16 protein-coding genes are annotated in these 17,726 nt (G+C 62.1%); 4 read left to right on the forward strand and 12 right to left on the reverse strand.

Going from position 1 to position 17,726, the window contains the following annotated elements; genetic code table 11:
- Positions 1 to 6: 6 nt before the first annotated feature.
- From ribD to ACW8PS_RS11380, 5 genes are all read right to left on the reverse strand, one after another.
- Positions 7 to 1,107 (reverse strand): bifunctional diaminohydroxyphosphoribosylaminopyrimidine deaminase/5-amino-6-(5-phosphoribosylamino)uracil reductase RibD, encoded by a 1,101-nt coding sequence (gene ribD / locus ACW8PS_RS11360; protein ID WP_491527527.1) that lies wholly within the window; start codon positions 1,105 to 1,107, stop codon positions 7 to 9.
- A gap of 3 nt (positions 1,108 to 1,110) precedes the next feature.
- Positions 1,111 to 1,578 (reverse strand): transcriptional regulator NrdR, encoded by a 468-nt coding sequence (gene nrdR / locus ACW8PS_RS11365; RefSeq protein ID WP_491527528.1) that lies wholly within the window; start codon positions 1,576 to 1,578, stop codon positions 1,111 to 1,113.
- Positions 1,579 to 1,713: 135 nt separating this feature from the next.
- Positions 1,714 to 2,397: a class I SAM-dependent methyltransferase gene (locus ACW8PS_RS11370; RefSeq protein WP_491527529.1), complete on the reverse strand. Its 684-nt coding sequence runs from the start codon at positions 2,395 to 2,397 to the stop codon at positions 1,714 to 1,716.
- A 67-nt stretch (positions 2,398 to 2,464) separates the two neighbouring features.
- Positions 2,465 to 2,593 (reverse strand): hypothetical protein, encoded by a 129-nt coding sequence (locus tag ACW8PS_RS11375; protein ID WP_491527530.1) that lies wholly within the window; start codon positions 2,591 to 2,593, stop codon positions 2,465 to 2,467.
- 41 nt (positions 2,594 to 2,634) lie between these two features.
- The gene (locus ACW8PS_RS11380) at positions 2,635 to 2,823 is read right to left on the reverse strand and encodes a hypothetical protein (RefSeq protein ID WP_491527531.1); all 189 of its coding nucleotides are present in this window, start codon (positions 2,821 to 2,823) and stop codon (positions 2,635 to 2,637) included.
- A 204-nt stretch (positions 2,824 to 3,027) separates the two neighbouring features.
- Between ACW8PS_RS11380 and dnaG the strand changes: the two genes are divergently transcribed.
- The 3 genes from dnaG to ACW8PS_RS11395 all read left to right on the forward strand — a co-directional run bounded on the left by dnaG (position 3,028) and on the right by ACW8PS_RS11395 (position 7,610).
- Positions 3,028 to 4,962 (forward strand): DNA primase, encoded by a 1,935-nt coding sequence (gene dnaG, locus ACW8PS_RS11385; RefSeq protein WP_491527532.1) that lies wholly within the window; start codon positions 3,028 to 3,030, stop codon positions 4,960 to 4,962.
- Positions 4,963 to 5,045: 83 nt separating this feature from the next.
- Positions 5,046 to 7,046 carry an RNA polymerase sigma factor RpoD gene (rpoD, locus tag ACW8PS_RS11390; RefSeq protein ID WP_491527533.1) on the forward strand — a complete coding sequence of 667 codons (2,001 nt, stop codon included), beginning with the start codon at positions 5,046 to 5,048 and terminating at the stop codon, positions 7,044 to 7,046.
- 291 nt (positions 7,047 to 7,337) lie between these two features.
- On the forward strand, positions 7,338 to 7,610 hold the full coding sequence (locus ACW8PS_RS11395) for an HlyU family transcriptional regulator (protein ID WP_491527534.1): 273 nt from the start codon (positions 7,338 to 7,340) through the stop codon (positions 7,608 to 7,610).
- A gap of 81 nt (positions 7,611 to 7,691) precedes the next feature.
- On the opposite strand, the gene ACW8PS_RS11400 is transcribed toward ACW8PS_RS11395, so the two are convergent.
- The 7 genes from ACW8PS_RS11400 to ACW8PS_RS11430 all read right to left on the reverse strand — a co-directional run bounded on the left by ACW8PS_RS11400 (position 7,692) and on the right by ACW8PS_RS11430 (position 15,595).
- Positions 7,692 to 8,249: a sarcosine oxidase subunit gamma gene (locus ACW8PS_RS11400; RefSeq protein ID WP_491527535.1), complete on the reverse strand. Its 558-nt coding sequence runs from the start codon at positions 8,247 to 8,249 to the stop codon at positions 7,692 to 7,694.
- A complete protein-coding gene (locus tag ACW8PS_RS11405) occupies positions 8,242 to 11,172 on the reverse strand; it encodes a sarcosine oxidase subunit alpha family protein (RefSeq protein ID WP_491527536.1) in 2,931 nt (976 codons plus the stop codon). The genes ACW8PS_RS11400 and ACW8PS_RS11405 overlap by 8 nt, the downstream gene beginning before the upstream one ends.
- The gene (locus ACW8PS_RS11410) at positions 11,172 to 11,444 is read right to left on the reverse strand and encodes a sarcosine oxidase subunit delta (RefSeq protein ID WP_491527537.1); all 273 of its coding nucleotides are present in this window, start codon (positions 11,442 to 11,444) and stop codon (positions 11,172 to 11,174) included. Before ACW8PS_RS11410 ends, ACW8PS_RS11405 begins: the two co-directional genes overlap by 1 nt.
- Positions 11,445 to 11,457: 13 nt before the next feature.
- Complete coding sequence (locus ACW8PS_RS11415) at positions 11,458 to 12,708, reverse strand: sarcosine oxidase subunit beta family protein (RefSeq protein ID WP_491527538.1); 1,251 nt, start codon at positions 12,706 to 12,708, stop codon at positions 11,458 to 11,460.
- Between the two features lie 124 nt (positions 12,709 to 12,832).
- Positions 12,833 to 13,474: a TadE/TadG family type IV pilus assembly protein gene (locus tag ACW8PS_RS11420; protein ID WP_491527539.1), complete on the reverse strand. Its 642-nt coding sequence runs from the start codon at positions 13,472 to 13,474 to the stop codon at positions 12,833 to 12,835.
- Positions 13,475 to 13,482: 8 nt separating this feature from the next.
- Positions 13,483 to 14,013 carry a TadE/TadG family type IV pilus assembly protein gene (locus tag ACW8PS_RS11425; RefSeq protein WP_491527540.1) on the reverse strand — a complete coding sequence of 177 codons (531 nt, stop codon included), beginning with the start codon at positions 14,011 to 14,013 and terminating at the stop codon, positions 13,483 to 13,485.
- Positions 14,014 to 14,023: 10 nt separating this feature from the next.
- Positions 14,024 to 15,595 carry a pilus assembly protein TadG-related protein gene (locus tag ACW8PS_RS11430; RefSeq protein ID WP_491527541.1) on the reverse strand — a complete coding sequence of 524 codons (1,572 nt, stop codon included), beginning with the start codon at positions 15,593 to 15,595 and terminating at the stop codon, positions 14,024 to 14,026.
- A gap of 283 nt (positions 15,596 to 15,878) precedes the next feature.
- On the opposite strand from ACW8PS_RS11430, the gene ACW8PS_RS11435 reads away from it, so the two are divergent.
- Positions 15,879 to 17,309 (forward strand): Glu/Leu/Phe/Val family dehydrogenase, encoded by a 1,431-nt coding sequence (locus ACW8PS_RS11435; protein WP_491527542.1) that lies wholly within the window; start codon positions 15,879 to 15,881, stop codon positions 17,307 to 17,309.
- The last annotated feature ends 417 nt before the right edge of the window (positions 17,310 to 17,726 follow it).

The raw sequence follows: 17,726 nt of genomic DNA on the forward strand, positions 1-17,726 counted from the left end.
CCGGTTTCAGGCGGTCCGGGTCCATTCATGCAGGATGTCCGGCCCCATGGCCCGTGTCGCGCGCAAGGTGAAGCGCGGGGCCGCGGACAGATGCGCCAGCCCCAGGGCCCCGATGGCGGGCAGGCCTTCCGCGCCAATCGCAAGCCCGGCGGTAAAGCCCACCAGATCATCGACCAGATCACCCGCCAAGAGCGACGCCGCCAGCGCGCCGCCGCCTTCGCAGAAGACCCGCGTCAGGCCTTGGCCCCCCAGCGCCTGAAGCGCCGCGTCAATCTCGACCCTGCCATCCGCGCCGATCGCAACCGTCAGCAGCTTTGCCCCCCTGGCCTGCCACGCCTCTTGCCGATCGGCGGGCGCATCCGGCGCGCAAAGCAGCCAGACCGGCATATCGCGCGCGGTTCGGGCCAATTGCCCCTCCAGCGGCAGATCCAGATTGCGCGAGATCACAATGCGCAGCGGCTGAGCCACCCTGCCGAGCCCCCTGACCGTCAGCGACGGATCATCGGCGCGCGCGGTGCCGGCACCAATCATCACCGCGTCATGGCGCGCGCGCAGCCCATGCACCGCCCGGCGCGCCTGCGCCCCGGTAATCCACTGGCTTTCACCGGTGGCCGTCGCAATGCGCCCGTCAAACGAGGCGGCCAGTTTCAGGGTCAGCGCCGGGCGGCCCTTGGTGATACGACTGATAAACCCGGCATGGGCGCGGCGCGCGGCACCTTCTTCAACACCCAGGTTTACCGAAATACCAGCATCGCGCAGCCGTTTGATTCCGCCGCCATCGGTGCGCGGATCGGGGTCGCGCATGGCCACCACCACGCGCGCCACCGAGGCCCGGATCAGCGCCTCGACACAGGGCGGGGTCCGGCCGAAATGGGCGCAAGGCTCCAGCGTGACATAGACGGTGGCCCCGCGCGCGCCATCACCGGCCTGCGCCAGCGCCTGGGTCTCGGCATGCGGACGCCCGCCCGGCGCGGTCCAGCCGCGGCCCAGAACCCGGGATCCCTTGACGATCACACAGCCCACGGCCGGGTTGGGCCAAACCTGACCCGGACCGCGCGCCCCCAGGCTCAGCGCCAGCCGCATCCAGCGGGCATCATCGCCGCTCATGGGTCAGCTTCCGGGCGTGCCGGGCGGGCGCAGTTCGGACACGAAATCCTCGAAATCATCGGCGGCCTGGAAATTTTTGTAGACAGAGGCAAAACGGACATAGGCCACCGTATCGATCCGGGCCAGCGATTCCATGACAATCTCGCCGATCGTGGCTGATGGGATATCGGTTTCGCCCATGCTTTCCAGCCGTCGCACGATGCCGGAAATCATCTGGTCGATACGTTCCGGCTCGATCGGGCGTTTCTGCATCGAGATGCGGATCGAACGCTCCAGCTTGTCGCGGTCGAACTCCTCGCGCTTGCCATTGGTCTTGATGACGACAAGATCGCGCAATTGCACGCGCTCGTAGGTGGTAAAGCGACCGCCGCAGGCCGGGCAGAACCGTCGCCTGCGAATGGCAACGTGATCTTCCGCCGGGCGGCTGTCTTTCACCTGGGTATCTACATTTCCGCAAAACGGGCACCGCATGGGCCGTTCCCCCCTCGTCTCAACTGCTCCGCCTCTGGGGTCTGTCGCCCCGGTTATCCACAGGCACTATAGGTCAGCCGCGAGGGATTGGGTAGTGGGCAATTTCAACCGCTATATGCGGGGGGCATATGCCCATCAATCCGGCGGCGCGTGGCGGAAACTGCGGGCGATATAGCTGGCGGGAATATCGGGCAGGCGGCGCTCGTCGATCTGAACCATGCCATGGCTCTCGAAGATCGGACGATACTGACGCGGGAAAAGCTTATAGCTTTTCTGATCCTCATTCTCGATCACGATCAGGGTGCCCTTGGTCACGCGGGCCATCCGCTCGAACACCCAATCGCTGTCGGGGTGGATATGCAGCAGCACGGCCTTGGAAAATACCAGCTCGAAATGGTGCTCCGGCAGGGTCACGATGCCCTCTTCAACCGGCATGTTGAGGATAGTCGCCCGCGCCGCCATCTCGGGAAACAGCACGCCCATCTTTGCCACCGCCTCGGGATTGATCTCGATCCCGGAAAGATCGGTCCAGCCTCTCTCAAAAAAGGTCTGCAACGACCGTCCGACATTGGGCCCGATCTCCAATACCGGGCCGGTGGCAACGCCAAGATCCTGCACCAGCTGGTAGACCGAGGCACTCTCAGATGCGTAATCCACATAGGCGTCGGGTTGGTTGTTCTTGCTTGGCGGGCTGCGCCAATAATCCTGAATGGATTCCTTCGAGGGCTGTGCCCTTTCGGACTCCTTGCCAAAAATGGAACTCAGGACGCCATAGCGCATTTTGCGAAATGCGTTTCGGACCTTGTTTGCCTTGATCATGTTTCGTCCCTCGACCTTGGCTCCTATCCCTATCCGGCCCCGGCTGGAACTGCAATTGCCAGTGGCGTCATCCCGGCTGAAATATCAGCAACCCTGATGCGCCGATACGGGCACCGACAAGCGCCAGATAAAAAGCGCCGCCCTGGTCGGGGGACATGTCATCGGGGCCGTCACGGGAAATGGTCGGCCAAGTCATCGCGGGGTGATCCGGCGGCAGCAGCCCGCCAGTTGAAACCGTCAATCGAAACTGTCGTTATCGTCAACGATATCCGATGCCAGCATCGAGTTCAGGGAATTGGTCGGTTCCCGCGCGCCAGTGCTGATGATCGAGACCACGGCAATCGCCAGGCCACATAAAAAGGCGGTCAGCACGACCCAATCGACGGTGACGGCACCGTCGTCATTTCCAAAAAAGCGTTTCAACATTACATCTATCCCAGGTATTCATTGCAAAATTCACTTGGTCTTGACGTCACAAAGTGACAGCAGGGTCCGGCCAATTACCGACCAATTTGAGGCGATATCTGGGCAAATCTTCTGCTGCCTGCACAACCGCCAGATCCCGCCGCCCGTTCCCGCCGCCAGATCCCGCCACTGGACTTCGCCCCGCGCGCGCCGGATACTGCCGCCATGAATCTGTCCCCCGGTTTTCTCGATGAGCTTCGCTCCCGCACCTCGCTGGCGCAGGTGGTGGGCCGCAAACTCATCTGGGACAGCCGAAAATCCAATCAGGCCAAGGGCGACATGTGGGCCCCCTGCCCGTTTCACCAGGAAAAATCGCCCTCGTTCCATGTCGATGACCGCAAGGGATTCTACTATTGCTTCGGCTGCCATGAAAAAGGCGACGCGATCAGCTTTGTGCAGGCCACCGAAAATGTCGGCTTCATGGAAGCGATCGAGATCCTGGCCCGCGAAGCCGGCATGACCATGCCCGCCCGCGATCCCCAGGCACAGCAAAAATCCGACCGGCGGGCCCAGATCGCCGAAGTGACCGAGGCCGCATTGGCCTGGTATCGCCTGCAGCTCAGGTCCGCGGCGGGGGCGGCGGCGCGCGATTATCTGGATCGGCGGCGGCTCGATCAGGGCGCGCAGGACCGGTTCGATATCGGTTTTGCCCCCAATGCAAGGCAAGGCGCGTTTCAGGCCCTGACGGCCAAGGGCTTTGCCCCCGATCTGGTGATTGCCGCCGGCATCGCCAGCCAGCCCGATGATGGCGGCGCGCCCTATGATGCCTTCCGCGACCGGATCATGTTCCCGATCCGCGACGCGCGCGGGCGCTGCATCGGATTTGGCGGCCGCGCCATGGACCCGAACGCGCGCGCGAAATACCTCAATTCCCGCGAAACGGCGCTGTTCGACAAGGGCCGCGCGCTTTACAATCACGGCCCCGCGCGCGCAGCGGTCGGCCGCGGCAGCACCTTGATCGTGGCCGAAGGCTACATGGATGTGATCGCGCTCACTCAGGCCGGGTTCGACGGCGCGGTGGCCCCGCTTGGCACCGCCATCACCGAGACCCAGTTGCAATTGCTCTGGCGGATCTCGGATGAACCGGTGCTGGCGCTGGATGGCGACAAGGCCGGGCTGCAGGCGGCGATGCGGCTGATCGATCTGGCCTTGCCGCTGCTTGAGGCGGGCAAATCGCTGCGCTTTTGCCTGATGCCCCAGGGCCAGGATCCCGATGATCTGATCCGGGCGCGCGGGGCCCAGGCGATGCAGGATCTGCTGGACCGGGCCGAACCGATGGTCAACCTGCTGTGGCGGCGCGAAACCGAAGGCCGCGTGTTCGACAGCCCCGAACGCCGCGCGTCGCTGGACAAGGTGCTGCGCAATGCCGTCAGTCAGATCAAGGACCCGTCGCTGAAGCATCATTACGGCCAGGCGCTGAAAGATCTGCGGTTTCAACTGTTTCGGTCCCCGCGCGCATCAGGTGGCGGGCGCGGCTGGACGGCGCGCCGGGGGGGCCGCGATGCCCCCGCCACGCCGATGGCCGAAACCCGCGCCTCGGCAATGGCGGCCGGCGCAATGTCAGATACCGATATGCGCCACGCGCTGATCCTGGCCACGCTTTGCCTGACGCCGGCGCTGATTGACCGCTTCGAGGCGCAGCTTGATCATTTGGCCATCGAAAACCCCGATCACGCCAGGCTGGCGCGGTTCCTGATGGCCACGACCGAACGTGACCCTGACAGCCTGCGGGACGCGCTCACCCGATCAAATTTGTCCCAAACCCTTGAAACCCTGCTCAAGCTTGGCCATGTCCGGATCGCACCCTGCATCCGCACGCCCGGTGATATTGACAAGGCAACGCAATGCCTGGCCGAGGAATTTGCCAAGCTGACCGCCCGGCGCGGCATTCAGAACGAAATGTCCGAGGCACTGGAAGATCTCGACCACACCGATGAAGCCCGCCTGAACTGGCGCCTGAACCACGCGCTGCACGCCCGCCAACAGGCCGATGCGCCAAAAACCGGCGACGGATCCATCGGCAGCGAGGATGAAAGCGCCCTGTCACGGCATCTTCGTGACTTGATTGATGGCCAGGCATGGGTGAAGAAGACCCGCTGACCCGGGTGTGCGAATCACTGATTCGCGCTAAGACATGTGTTTAACGCGGGGACCGAATCACCTCGCCGCGAAGGGGATACCGAATGGCCAAAGACACTGACGATCGCAAACCCGACGGCGATGAGGCCGATACCGGCCTCGACATGAGCCAGACCGCCGTCAAAAAGATGATCGCCGAGGCCCGGGTCAAAGGCTACATCACCTATGATCAGCTCAACACCGTCCTGCCGCCCGAACAGGTCAGCTCGGAACAGATCGAGGATGTGATGTCGATGCTGTCCGAGATGGGCATCAACATCATCGAAGACGAAGAAGCCGAGGATGACGCCGAAAAGAGCGGCACCGATCTGGTCAATGCCTCAGGCTCGCGCGAAGTGGCCGTCTCCGCCAGCGAAACCGAAAAACTTGACCGCACCGATGATCCGGTCCGGATGTATCTGCGCGAAATGGGCAGCGTCGAACTGCTCAGCCGCGAGGGCGAGATCGCCATCGCCAAACGCATCGAGGCCGGTCGCAACACGATGATCGCGGGCCTGTGCGAAAGCCCGCTGACATTTCAGGCCATCACCATCTGGCGCGACGAATTGCTGAGCGAAGACATCTTGTTGCGCGACGTGATCGACCTCGATGCCACTTTCGGCAGCACGATGGAGGAAGACGGCGTCGTCGCCACCCCCGTGGTCCCGGTTGTTCCCGGTGCCCCCGTGGTGCCCGGCGCCCCCGCAGCCCCGGCAGCCGAAAAGCCCCAGGAACTGGACGCTGACGGCAATCCGATTGCCGTCGATGATGATGACGATGAAGATGAACAGGCCAATATGAGCCTGGCCGCGATGGAGGCGGCGCTGAAACCGCGGGTTCTGGAAACGCTCGACCTGATTGCCAGCGATTACGCCAAACTCAGCGAAATGCAGGATCTCAGGATCTCGGCCACCCTGAACGAGGATTCCAGCTTCTCCAAGGGCGAGGAAAAATCCTACCAGAAACTGCGCACCGAAATCGTCGAACTGGTCAACGAACTGCACCTGCACAATAACCGGATCGAGGCGCTGATCGACCAGCTTTACGGCATCAACCGCCGCGTCATGTCGATCGACAGCGGCATGGTGAAACTGGCCGATCAGGCCCGCATCAACCGGCGCGAATTCATCGAGGCCTATCGCGGCCACGAACTGGACCCGACCTGGATCGACCAGATGCGCGAAAAACCGGGCCGCGCCTGGACCGCGCTGATGGACCGCTCACTGGACAAGGTCGAGGCCCTGCGCGGCGACATGGCCCAGGTCGGCCAATATGTCGGTCTCGATATCTCCGAGTTTCGCCGCATCGTGCAACAGGTGCAAAAAGGCGAAAAGGAAGCCCGCCAGGCCAAGAAGGAAATGGTCGAGGCCAATCTGCGCCTGGTGATCTCGATTGCCAAGAAATACACCAATCGCGGGTTGCAATTCCTCGATCTCATCCAGGAAGGCAATATCGGGCTGATGAAGGCGGTCGATAAATTCGAATACCGCCGCGGCTATAAATTCTCCACCTACGCCACCTGGTGGATCCGGCAGGCGATCACGCGCTCCATCGCCGATCAGGCCCGCACCATCCGCATCCCGGTCCACATGATCGAGACCATCAACAAACTGGTCCGCACCGGGCGCCAGATGCTGCATGAAATCGGGCGCGAACCGACACCCGAGGAACTGGCCGAAAAGCTGCAGATGCCGCTGGAAAAGGTCCGCAAGGTGATGAAGATCGCCAAGGAACCGATTTCGCTGGAAACGCCCATTGGCGATGAGGAAGACAGCCAGCTTGGCGATTTCATCGAGGACAAGAACGCCGTGCTGCCGCTGGAATCGGCCATTCAGGAAAACCTGAAGGAAACCACGACCCGCGTGCTGGCCTCGCTCACCCCGCGCGAAGAACGCGTGCTGCGGATGCGCTTCGGCATCGGCATGAACACCGACCACACGCTGGAAGAAGTCGGCCAGCAGTTCTCCGTCACCCGCGAACGGATCCGCCAGATCGAGGCCAAGGCATTGCGCAAGCTGAAACATCCCAGCCGGTCGCGGAAGCTGAGGTCGTTCCTGGATCAGTGAGACGTCGCAGCCAATTGCGTGCCAGCGACGGCCCGTGGGATGTCGCCGCAACGCCAGTGTCCCGCATTTTATCCCGCCAGGTCCCTCCAACCCCAAACTGGCGCGCCCACCTCACCAAAGCGACAGCCCGCCGGAACGGGCCGTCGCTGGCACGGGGGCGCTGGCGCGCCGCTATTCCCGTGCTTGGCACGCCATCAAAACCGGGTCTCCAGGTGAACTCACCCATCCTGCCGTGCATCCCGCCCCGGTTTGTGCCACCATTCGGACAAGCCACAAGGAGCCTGCCAAACCATGTCCCTTCTCTCGAAACTGTTCGGAACTTCCGGCACCGCAAAAGAAATGCAGCCCGAAACCCATGACGGATTCCGGATCACCCCCGAACCGGCCCGCGAAGGCGGCCAATACCGCCTGGCAGCCCGGATCGAGAAAGACATCAACGGCGAGGTGAAAACCCATCACATGATCCGCGCCGATACCTTCCCCGATCCCGATCAGGCCGCCACGGCCGCCATTGCCAAGGCAAAGCAATTGATCGACCAGATGGGCGACAGGCTGTTCAAGTAAAACCGCGCTAACCGCCGCCCCGACCCCGAAAAAGTGACATATGCGTCAAAAACAAGTGACATATGCGTCACTTTTTTCGCCCTACCCGTCCAATGCGGCCCGCGCAGCGACGCTTTTCATCGCCTCTTCCAACTCATCAACCGCCGTTTTCGCCATCGAGCGAAACACCATGATATCAAACGCCTCCGCGCCCACCCGGGTGATCACCGCGCTCATATGGCCAAGCAGGCTGCGCGCCACATGGCCGCGCTTGAAGATCCCGGGGTTCAGGTCCAGCGGGGTCAGCCGCGCCAGCACATCCGCCGCCGCCGCCCCCTCCAGCCGCAACACGCCCCAGGCATCGCTTTGGTCGCTCAACGCGGCATGGCGCGCCAGCCCGACATCGACCGCCACCCCCAGCACCATGGCCTGCCCGGCCCCGGTCCAGATCGCCCGCGCGCCGTCGCGGCCCGCACTGCGCCCAACTTTGGGTAACCCCATGCCACACAAGGATTTCAACATCTCCGACGCCGCCCTTTGCTGGCCGTCATAGGGCATGATCGAAGTGATCGGGCCGGGCGAAATCTCGGTCAGTGTCACGCCGCCAATGGCCTGCGGCACCAGCCCCGCGAGGGGCGTTTTCGCAATCAGATCACCCACGCAGCTTCTCCCCTTCCGGATCAATGAAGACCGGCGAACAGATCTCCACCCGCGCCTCGATGCCGCGCAGATGATCGACCATATTCACCACCTCGCCCATCCGCGACGGGCCGTCTTTGAGAAAGCCAAGCCCGATGAAATGGCCCAAGCCGGGCGAGAACCCGACCGAGGTGACATAGCCCTGATCATTGGCAAAAATCGCCTCAGCGCCGGGGTCAAACAGATGCGCCCCGGCGGTCAACTGTTTTACCGCGCCCACCGGCTTCAACCCGACAAGCTGTTGTCTTTGCTTGTCTTTCATCACCTCACGCAGCGCCGCAGGCTTGCCGATACACATCTTCCTGGCCGAAATCATCCGCTCCATCCCGATATCGAACGCCCCCACCCTGCCGTCAATCTCGGCATGGGTGACAAAGCCCTTTTCGATCCGCAGGACATTCAGCGCCTCCATCCCGTAAGCCCCGCCGCCAAGGGTTTCGGCCAGCGCCAGCAATTGCCGGAACAGCGCCTCGCCATAGCGCGCCGGCACCGCCAGCTCATAGCCATGTTCGCCGGAAAACGAGATCCGGAACAGCCGCGCCGAAACCCCCGCAACCGATACCGTCCCGCAGCCCATATAGGCAAAGCTGTCATTGTCGATCGGGTCATCGAGCAGGCTGTTCAAAAGCACCCGCGACTGCGGCCCGGCAATGCTGAACTGGGCCCATTGTTCGGTCACGGAAATGATCCGGACATTCAGATCGGGGCGCAGGCATTGTTGAACGAAATCAAGGTGTTTCATCACCTCGCCCGCGGCTGCCGTGGTCGTGGTCATCACGTAATGCGTATCACCAAGCCGCGCCGTGGTGCCATCATCCATGACATGGCCATCCTCGCGCAGCATCAGACCATAGCGCACCCGGCCCAGCTTCAGCGTGGAAAACATGTTGCTATAGACCAGATCAAGAAATTCGGCCGCATCCGGCCCCTGAATGTCGATCTTGCCCAAGGTAGAGACATCGCAGATGCCCACCGCCTCACGCACCATCGTGACCTCGCGGTCGCAGGCCTGCCGCCATGTCGTTTCACCGGGGCGCGGGAAATAGGAGGGGCGATACCACAACCCCGCCTCGATCATCGGCGCGCCACGTTCGACCGCTGCCGGGTGCGATGTGGTAAAGCGTTGTGGTGCAAAGGATTTTCCGCGCCCGCCGGCACCGATCGCGGCCAATGTCACCGGCACGAATGGCGGCCTGTAGGTGGTGGTTCCGGTCGCAGGTATCGCGCGCCCGGTGGCATCGGCCAGCACCGCCAGCGCCGCGATATTGGAGCTCTTGCCCTGATCGGGGGCCATGCCTTGCGTGGTGTAGCGCTTCATATGCTCGACCGAGGCATAGTTTTCCTGCGCCGCCTGTTTGATATCCTTCGCTGTCACGTCATTGGCAAAATCGATCCAGGCCCGGCCCTTGCCCTCGACCAGCCACAAGGCGCGGCCAGATCCGGGCCTGTCGCTGGCCTCGGGGATCTCCATATCAGGGGCGGTGGCCCCCATGGCGGTCAGTGCAACGCGGGCCGCATCAACCCCCGCCGACAGGCAGGCGGCGGTGGAAAAATCGCCATTGCAGGCCCCTGCAGGCGTCAGTCCGGGCACGGCATCGGCGGCGGGAACAAAACCCGCAATGGCCTCGTTCCAGACCGGGCGGCCATTCATGTGACAGGTCAGATGCAGCGTCGTGTTCCAGCCGCCGGACAGGCCCAGACAATCGGTTTCGATCTTCTGCTCGGCCCCGCGATGGCGGATGGTGATCTCGCGCAAGCCCTGTCGGCCCCGGGTCGAAATCACCTCGGCCCCTGCAAATAAGGGGTAATCTCCCTGTGCAACCGCATCCTCGCGCGGATCGATCACACCGGCAATCTCGACCCCGCTGGCGATCAGGTCCAGCGCCGTGCGATGGGCGTCATCATTGCTGGCAAAAAGCGTCACCTTCCGCCCCGCCGCCACGCCATAGCGGTTGAGATAGGACCGGATGGCGCTGGCCATCATGATGCCGGGGCGATCATTCATCGGGAACGCAATCGGGCGTTCCAACGCGCCTGCCGCCAACACCGTCTGGCGGGCATTGATACGCCAGAAACATTCCTGCGGCAGATCGGCGGCAGGGGGCAGATGGCACCCGACACGTTCCAGCGCGCCATAGGTGCCCTGATCATAGGCCCCGGTCACCGTTATGCGCGACATCAGCCGCACCCGCCCGGTATCCTTCAGTTCCGCCAGCATCTCACCCACCCAGACCGCACCCGGCTGGCCGTCGATCAGATCGGTCTCCGACAAGAGCCGCCCGCCAAATTCGGCGCTTTCCTCGGCCAGGATCACATCCGCCCCGCCGCGCGCCGCCGTCAGCGCCGCCATCAGACCGGTCGGGCCAGAACCCACGACCAGAATATCGCAATGCGCAAAGGCGGTCTCATAGCGGTCCGGATCGGGCTTGCCCGACAGCGAGCCAAGCCCGGCCGCGCGGCGGATCACCGGCTCATAAAGCTTTTCCCAGAAGGTGCGCGGCCACATGAAGGTCTTGTAGTAAAATCCGGCGCTCAGGAAGCCTGGCAGCAGATCATTGAGTGACAGAAGATCATATTGCAGGGGGCCCAAATGGTTCTGGCTGCGCGCCTGCAAGCCTTCGAACACTTCCTGCATGGTGGCGCGCACATTGGGCGTCAGATGCGCGCCCTGACCGATCTCCATCAGCGCATTGGGTTCTTCTGACCCCGCCGTCAGCACCCCGCGCGGGCGGTGATATTTGAAAGACCGCCCCATCAGACGCACGCCATTTGCCAGCAGCGCCGAGGCCAGCGTATCGCCCCGAAAGCCGCCAAAGCTGCGCCCGTCAAAGGTGAAGTTCAGCGGCTGGCCCGGGTCGATCCGGCCTTTTCCCTCGATCCGCATCAGCCGCGCCCCGGTTTGGCGTCGCGGGCAAGCTCGACGCGCAGAATGTCATGGCTGACCGTGTCGCGTTCGACCCGCAGCCAGGCGGCGCAGCCGGAGCCGTGATACCAGAGGTCGCGCGTCACACCGGCCGGGTTGTCGCGCAGATGCAGGTAGCTGTCCCAGGCCGGGCTCCAGTCTTCATCGCCTGGCCGCTCAAGATAGGTTTCATGGCCCATATAGGTAAATTCCCTGAGGTCGCGATCCCCGCAAAGGGGGCATTTGATACGCATTGTCCTGTCTCCCCTAATGCAGATTGTGCTGGCTGCCCCTGGCCTCTTCATCCATCACCAGACCCTTGTTGAACCGGTCCAGCCGGAACCGCGCCGCAGGCGCGTGATGGGTGTCGGTGGCGATCAGATGGGCATAGCTGGTGCCCGAAGCCGGCACCGCCTTGAAGCCGCCATAGCACCAGCCCGCATTGATATAGAGACCCTCAACCGGGGCCTTGTCGATGATCGGTGAGCCGTCCGAAGACATGTCCATGATCCCGCCCCAGGATCGCAGCATCCGCGCCTTGCCGATCATCGGCATCAGGGTCATGCCGGCCTCGATCACATGTTCGGCCGTCGGCAGGTTGCCGCGCGCGGCATAGGAGGCATAGAGATCCAGATCGCCGCCAAAGACCAGCCCGCCCTTGTCGGACTGGCTGATATAGAAATGGCCCATGCCATAGGTCACGACATGGTCGATGCAGGGTTTCAGCCCCTCGGTCACAAAGGCCTGCAGGATGTGGCTTTCAATCGGCAGGCGCAGCCCGGCCATCGCCGCCACCTGGCCCGACCGCCCCGCCGCCGCCATCGCCACTTTCCTTGTCTTGATCACGCCGCGGCTGGTCTGCACGCCGGTCACCCGGCCATTTTCGATGTCGATGCCGGTGACCTCACATTGTTGAATAAGATCGACACCGCGCTGATCCGCGCCGCGGGCATAGCCCCAGGCCACCGCATCATGGCGCGCCGTGCCGCCGCGTTTCTGATACAGACCGCCATAGATCGGAAACCGGGTCTGGTCATAATCGAGATAGGGCAACAGCCGCCGACAGCCGGCAGTATCCAGCAAGATGGCGTCATCGCCCTGGTTGATCATGGTATTGCCGCGCCGGGCGTAAGCATCGCGCTGGCCGTCGGAATGGAACAGGTTGATGATGCCGCGCTGGCTGTGCATCACGTTGAAATTCAGCTCCTGCTCCATGCCTTCCCACAGTTTCAGGGACATCGAATAGAATTCGGAATTGCCGGGAAGGCCGTAATTGGCGCGCACGATGGTGGTGTTGCGCCCGACATTGCCGCCGCCCAGATAGCCGCGTTCCAGAACCGCGATATTGGTCAGCCCGTGATTCTTGGCCAGATAGAACGCCGTCGCCAACCCATGCCCGCCACCGCCGATGATAACAACGTCATATTCGGATTTCGGCGCCGGATCCCGCCAGGCGGGTGCCCAACCCTTGTTGCCCGTCAGCCCCTGTTTCAGCACCTGCCAACCGGAATAGCGCATCGCCTGCCCCCTTTGCCGGGACGCGCGCGCCCCCCATCGCGATCAGGTTAAACCACAAGGCGGGTCTCAGGTGAATGCCGGATGGCGACACAAGCCGGTCGGTTCTCGACCGCCGGACATCGGCCTAGGGATCAGACCAGTCGGGGTCGGTATCAGGTTCGTCATCATCAATATAATAAAAGCCGTCTTCGCCCTGGGGCGATCCGTCATTAACATAGACATAGGAATTTCCCATATCGTCCACAAAGGGCACCTGCCCGGCAAAGCGGGGGCGGGTCACGGTGAAATTCACAAACTCCTGATCCGACAGACCGGCATTGAAGGCCGGCCGATGCGGCAGGAAGGATTCGACCAGCAACATCCGGTCGCCAAAGGCCATGATCGGAATTCTGTCAATGATCCCGGGGAAATCAGAGGCCCGCAGATAGGTCATCCCATCGGTGCCATGCGACCAGTCGATGCGATAGCCAGCCGCCTGGCGGGTAATCTGTGTGACCCGCAGCGCCGATCCCGATGTATTGCGGGTCAGAAACTGAAACACATCGGCCAGACCTTCGATATCACTGGCCGCGATGCTGGCTGTTCGCCGCGACAGCACGTCGGCCACCGAATAGGTCGCCTTGATCGAGGTGTTATAGACACGGAACGCATCGAAAAACACAAAGCTGGCAATGAAGACCCAAGCCAGGATCGGCATCACGATCACCGCCTCCAGGGCAACGCTGGCCTCATCGCGGCGCCAGAAATTCTTGATCAAGCGTTTCATGCTGGCTCTCAATCGGGTTCATTGACGAAGATGCTGGCAGCCAGCAGGTGGATGGCACCGGTATCGTCGCGGGTCAGCTCCAGCCCCAGGCCTGAAATCGGCAGGATACGGTCAACAGCCGCACAGGCGCGCACCAGCATCAGCTGATTATCGGCACCAGGGTTGAATTCATTGGCCGGAGTCACCGTGCCGCTGCGATCGACGCAAAGCAGTTGGTAATCCGGCAGGGCATAGGTGACCTGGTCGATCACGCGAACATCCAGCAGCAGCGAATTTTCACAATCCGGCAACACCGGCGTGTTGTCGCAGATATTGGTGCGGATCGCGTCATAGGTGACGCTGACACCCGAGGTCAGGCGCAGATAGCGCACGGCCCCGTCCAGCGCTTTTTCCAGCATCACCTGGCGCGTCAGCAGCATGGCCGTCTCGAACGCCGCGATGAACACCAGCAGGATTATCGGAAACACGATGACGAACTCAACCGTCGCACTGGCGTCTTCGCGCTTCCAGAACCTGGATATGAATGAAAAGCCCCGCATCATCATTTCCCTACTGAACCAGCCGAAGCAGGTTGATTGATTGTGCGATGGAGGCGAAGGCCTCGGAGATCTCGATCCCCGCCGCGTCGTAGTAATGCGCCGGCGTCGTGGCGCAATATTGCATCACATCGCGTCCGCGTTGCGGCGCTTCGAATGCGATTGTGAAGATGATGATCCCGGCATCATTGGCGGCGTCGCATATGGCGCGCAGGTTGCGATCGGCCTGGTAAGACCCGGCATAGCGCTCGATCGACCTATAGCGGACGTTGTTGCGCAACCAGTTATCGCCAATGCGATTGTAATAGCGGTCGGCAATCCGGCGCGCGGTGAAATCGGCCCATAATTCGGGCCACATGATCGGCACGGCATCATCGCCGCCATCGGGGCCAGGATGGCGGCGGCGATCGCTTTGCCAGTAATACTGGCCATAGCGCTCGACCCAGGTCGATATGCGCCCGGTATTGGGGTCGCGATACACCTCGGAGGGCCCGCGCTTGCGCGACTGGATGATGTCATACTGGTTGGTGTTTTCGCCATCCGTCATCAAGATGATCACCTTGAGCACCTCGGGCTCATCATAGGCATATGGGCGGCCCTCGAAATCCGCGTCCACCTCGCCGGCGGCGATCAGATCCGACAGGGCGGGCTGCGCGGCCGGGTCCAGCAGGCCGACGGCCCACCGCATGCCCAGATCAATCGCGGTCCAGCCATTGGCGCGCAGGCTGTTGATGCGGCCATGCAGATCGGCGGCATTGTTGGACCAGGGCAGGATCGCGCCATAATCGTCGGTCTGGCAATGCGGGGTGCGGAAATTGCGGTTGCGGTTGTAATTCCGGCGATCGAAATGGGCCAGCCGTTCGATGGCCACGGTGGGGTCAATCGCGGTTGAATTATAGTCGTTTGGCGCAAACCGGGTGCAGCTGCTTTCGGTCTGCTCGTCAGACAGCGTGAAGACGCTTTCAATGACAGAGCCGGCGTTGACGCGCCCGTTATAGGGAACAACCGAGATGGTGACCTGTTGCTCCTCCTCGCTATTGAGCAGCAGCATCGTGTCGACAAATTCATTTGCCGCGTTGCGCATGTTGACGATCTTTCTGTTCCAGCCCATCGAACCGGAAATATCCAGAACCATGGAGATCTCGATATCCATGATGCGTTCTTCGGCGGCACCGCGCGCAGGCGATGTCAGGGCGCGCACGCCGAACATGTTCATGAAATAGGTCTGGATATCCATCTCGACCGTGGCCTCGACGCGGCGAAAATTCAGCCCGGATTCGACATTCACATCCAGGCGGTAGTTTTCCAGCCCCGAGGTGGCGAAATAATCCAGCACGACCGTTTCGGGATCTTCCAGCTGACTGAGAGCCGCAGCCGCAAGAACCGCGCGATCAAGCGTGTATTGCAGCTGCGAGCGCTGCGTTTCATAGCGCATCACGTCAACGGCGATGCCGCCAACGGCCAGCATCAGCACGAACATCATCAGCGCGAAAATGGTGATTGTGCCAGTTTCATCGCGCGCAAACCGGGTCATCCTGCGCCGGGCGGTGCCCCTGGCCGGGAAAGGTTCGGGTCTATGCAACATGCTCAGCGCCTCACGCAGTGAAAAAGGGACCGGACCAAATGACGGAATTCGACCGGCCTCATGGATGGTTCAGAACCACGGCAGAAATGGGGCGAAATCGGGCAGGAAACGCGGTGTTTTTGAAACGAACCAATTCCGATCGGTATTTTTCGCGGGCCATGGGCGATTTCTTTTACCGAATTGAAGGGTTTGCTTGAACAGATGGGCAAGCTGTGTTCCGCTCAAAAATCGGGCGCAATGCAAGGCATCGCCCATCGGAGCACAATTACAGGGAGGAATTGCGATGTCCGCCACGGGAGAGCCGAGTTTCCGTCAATCCGTCGATCTGATGTTCAACCGCGCCGCGTCGCTGATGGACCTGCCACCGGGGCTGGAGGAAAAGATCCGGGTCTGCAATGCCACCTATACGGTGCGCTTCGGTGTGCGCTTGCGCGGTGAGATCCGCACCTTTACCGGCTACCGGTCGGTGCATTCGGAACATTTCGAGCCGGCCAAGGGCGGTATCCGCTATGCGCCCAATGTGCATCAGGACGAGGTCGAGGCGCTGGCCGCCCTGATGACCTATAAATGCGCCCTGGTAGAGGCCCCGTTTGGCGGCTCCAAGGGCGGGCTGTGCATCGACCCGCGCGACTATGATGAATTCGAACTGGAACAGATCACGCGCCGCTTTGCCTATGAGCTGATCAAGCGGGACATGATCAACCCAAGCCAGAACGTGCCCGCCCCCGACATGGGCACCGGCGAACGCGAGATGGCCATCATCGCCGATCAGTTCGCCCGCATGAACACGACCGATATCAACGCCAAGGCCTGCGTCACCGGCAAACCGCCGCATGCGGGCGGCATCCAGGGCCGGGTCGAAGCCACCGGGCGCGGCGTGCAATATGGCCTGCGCGAATTTTTCCGCCACCCCAAGGATGTGGCGGCGGCGGGGTTGTCGGGCAAGCTCGATGGCAAACGCATCATCGTGCAGGGGCTTGGCAATGTCGGATATCATGCGGCACATTTCCTCTCGACCGAGGATGGCTCGATCATCACCCATATCATCGAACGCGATGGCGGGCTGGAAAACCCGAGCGGCATGAATGTCAACGCGGTGCGCGACTGGATTGCCGAACATGGTGGCGTCAAGGGCTGCCCCGAGGGCAGCTTTCACGCCGATGGGCTGCGCATGCTGGAGGCGGAATGCGACATTCTGATTCCGGCCGCGATCGAGGGCGTGATCAACATGCACAACGCCAATGCCATCAAGGCCCCGCTGATCATCGAGGCCGCCAATGGCCCGGTCACGGCCGGCGCCGACGAGATCCTGCGCCACCGGGGCACCGTCATCATCCCCGATCTCTATGCCAATGCCGGCGGTGTGACGGTGTCCTATTTCGAATGGGTCAAGAATCTCAGCCATATCCGGTTCGGCCGGATGCAGCGCCGACAGGAAGAAGCCCGCCACCAGCTGATTGTCGATGAGCTGGAGCGGCTGGATACGCAACTGGGCGGGGCCTGGTCGATGACCCCCGATTTCAAGGAGAAATACCTGCGCGGGGCCGATGAGCTTGAACTGGTGCGCTCGGGCCTCGATGACACGATGCGCACGGCCTATCAATCCATGGCCGAGGTCTGGCATTCGCGCAACGACGTGACCGATCTGCGCACCGCGGCCTTCATGGTGGCGATCGGGCGGGTGGCGTCCAGCTATCGCGCCAAGGGGTTGTAGAAAAATCGCGCGGGGGGGCCGGGCGCAACTGCCCCCCCCGCGCGCCCTGCGCGCTTTCAACCTGTGCGGTCGGGGCGGTCCGCTGTCACGCCGTGACGTTGGGGTGGCACCTATGGCGCGTCGCGCTCTAGGGTCAGGACCCATTAACCCTGCATCACTGGCGCGTTCGTCGGGAAATTGATCCCCCGGATCAATTTCTTATCCTCCTTACTTGCCGAAATATCAGCGGTTTGGCGCGCGCCGCCCATGGTGGCCCCATTTGCAAGCGCGCCGAGACGCTGAGATGAAGGCAAATCAGCGTCCCTTGGATTTGACGGATTTTCCCACTGACAGCGTTACAGGGCTTTGAAAATCAACCAGATTTACATGCGCCCTGCGCCTTGTCAGAGAAAAAATCTGTCAAACCAGTGATGCAGG

The sequence above is a fragment of the Alterinioella sp. genome (genome assembly GCF_058343375.1).

Coding starts and splice junctions, on each gene's coding strand:
- ribD (WP_491527527.1), bottom strand. CDS start 1,107: ATGAGCGGCGATGATGCCCGCTGGATGCGGCTGGCGCTGAGCCTGGGG.
- nrdR (WP_491527528.1), bottom strand. CDS start 1,578: ATGCGGTGCCCGTTTTGCGGAAATGTAGATACCCAGGTGAAAGACAGC.
- ACW8PS_RS11370 (WP_491527529.1), bottom strand. CDS start 2,397: ATGATCAAGGCAAACAAGGTCCGAAACGCATTTCGCAAAATGCGCTAT.
- ACW8PS_RS11375 (WP_491527530.1), bottom strand. CDS start 2,593: ATGACTTGGCCGACCATTTCCCGTGACGGCCCCGATGACATGTCCCCC.
- ACW8PS_RS11380 (WP_491527531.1), bottom strand. CDS start 2,823: ATGTTGAAACGCTTTTTTGGAAATGACGACGGTGCCGTCACCGTCGAT.
- dnaG (WP_491527532.1), top strand. CDS start 3,028: ATGAATCTGTCCCCCGGTTTTCTCGATGAGCTTCGCTCCCGCACCTCG.
- rpoD (WP_491527533.1), top strand. CDS start 5,046: ATGGCCAAAGACACTGACGATCGCAAACCCGACGGCGATGAGGCCGAT.
- ACW8PS_RS11395 (WP_491527534.1), top strand. CDS start 7,338: ATGTCCCTTCTCTCGAAACTGTTCGGAACTTCCGGCACCGCAAAAGAA.
- ACW8PS_RS11405 (WP_491527536.1), bottom strand. CDS start 11,172: ATGCGGATCGAGGGAAAAGGCCGGATCGACCCGGGCCAGCCGCTGAAC.
- ACW8PS_RS11410 (WP_491527537.1), bottom strand. CDS start 11,444: ATGCGTATCAAATGCCCCCTTTGCGGGGATCGCGACCTCAGGGAATTT.
- ACW8PS_RS11415 (WP_491527538.1), bottom strand. CDS start 12,708: ATGCGCTATTCCGGTTGGCAGGTGCTGAAACAGGGGCTGACGGGCAAC.
- ACW8PS_RS11420 (WP_491527539.1), bottom strand. CDS start 13,474: ATGAAACGCTTGATCAAGAATTTCTGGCGCCGCGATGAGGCCAGCGTT.
- ACW8PS_RS11425 (WP_491527540.1), bottom strand. CDS start 14,013: ATGCGGGGCTTTTCATTCATATCCAGGTTCTGGAAGCGCGAAGACGCC.
- ACW8PS_RS11430 (WP_491527541.1), bottom strand. CDS start 15,595: ATGTTGCATAGACCCGAACCTTTCCCGGCCAGGGGCACCGCCCGGCGC.
- ACW8PS_RS11435 (WP_491527542.1), top strand. CDS start 15,879: ATGTCCGCCACGGGAGAGCCGAGTTTCCGTCAATCCGTCGATCTGATG.